At 31.3% G+C, this 770-nt stretch carries 1 pseudogene; it reads right to left on the minus strand.

From position 1 onward, the window contains the following. Positions 1 to 69: 69 nt before the first annotated feature. Positions 70 to 770, minus strand: a pseudogene (locus tag OZD67_RS06125) (ankyrin repeat domain-containing protein); the annotation flags it as partial.

Consider the following 770-nt stretch of genomic DNA (forward strand, 5'->3'; position numbering starts at 1 on the left):
TTTGATCAAAAAGGCACGAGAATTTGGCTATACTTTAGTGCAACAAGAGGAGCTAGTTAAGGAAGTTTCTTAGAAGATTATATTCTTATGAGCATTTTTCTTAGAAAAACGCTCTTCAAGCTCTTTCTGTGTTTCCTGGTCAGGGCTAACACCTGTTATATCTTTGATTCTTTTTATAGTCTGATAATATTTTTGCTTACGATGCTCTTTAGGTATTGTTATATGGTCACTTTTATTTTCAGCACCATTTTGTAACAGTTCTGCACAAAATTTAGCAGTGTAATAACGTTTTGTAGGCCTTGATCTAACTCGCCTAGAAAAGTCTTTTAACTTACTAGGTATCTTCTCTGCTTGTCTAATTAAAGCGATTTGCGCTGGATATTTATCATCTTCATTTTTGGCGTTTATAGCCTTATGCAATTTTTCTGAAGATATTATTCCTTTTTTTTCGAAATCTAATATTAACTTCAAGTATTTGATTTTATATTCTCCTTTAAGTAAAGCAATGTGGTGTAAGGCATTATTTCCCTTTGTACCTTCAAGGCTAATATCCGCCCCTTTTTGCAATAACTCTTCAAAACGTTCTTTATCATTATCTTTAATTGCTGAATGTAATGAATTACTATCTGGAGTATTTATGGTATACCCTATAATTTCTTTAATTTTTATTTCTGTATTGGTTTTTATTTTTGGTTCTAATTCAGACTTCTTTACTGACTCTGCCAATTTTTCTAAGAAATTACGGTAGTATGTCTTTTGCTCTTCTTTTA

It is taken from the genome of Wolbachia endosymbiont of Drosophila nikananu (assembly GCF_028981865.1).
In the GTDB taxonomy this organism is placed as follows: Bacteria; Pseudomonadota; Alphaproteobacteria; order Rickettsiales; family Anaplasmataceae; genus Wolbachia; species Wolbachia pipientis_B.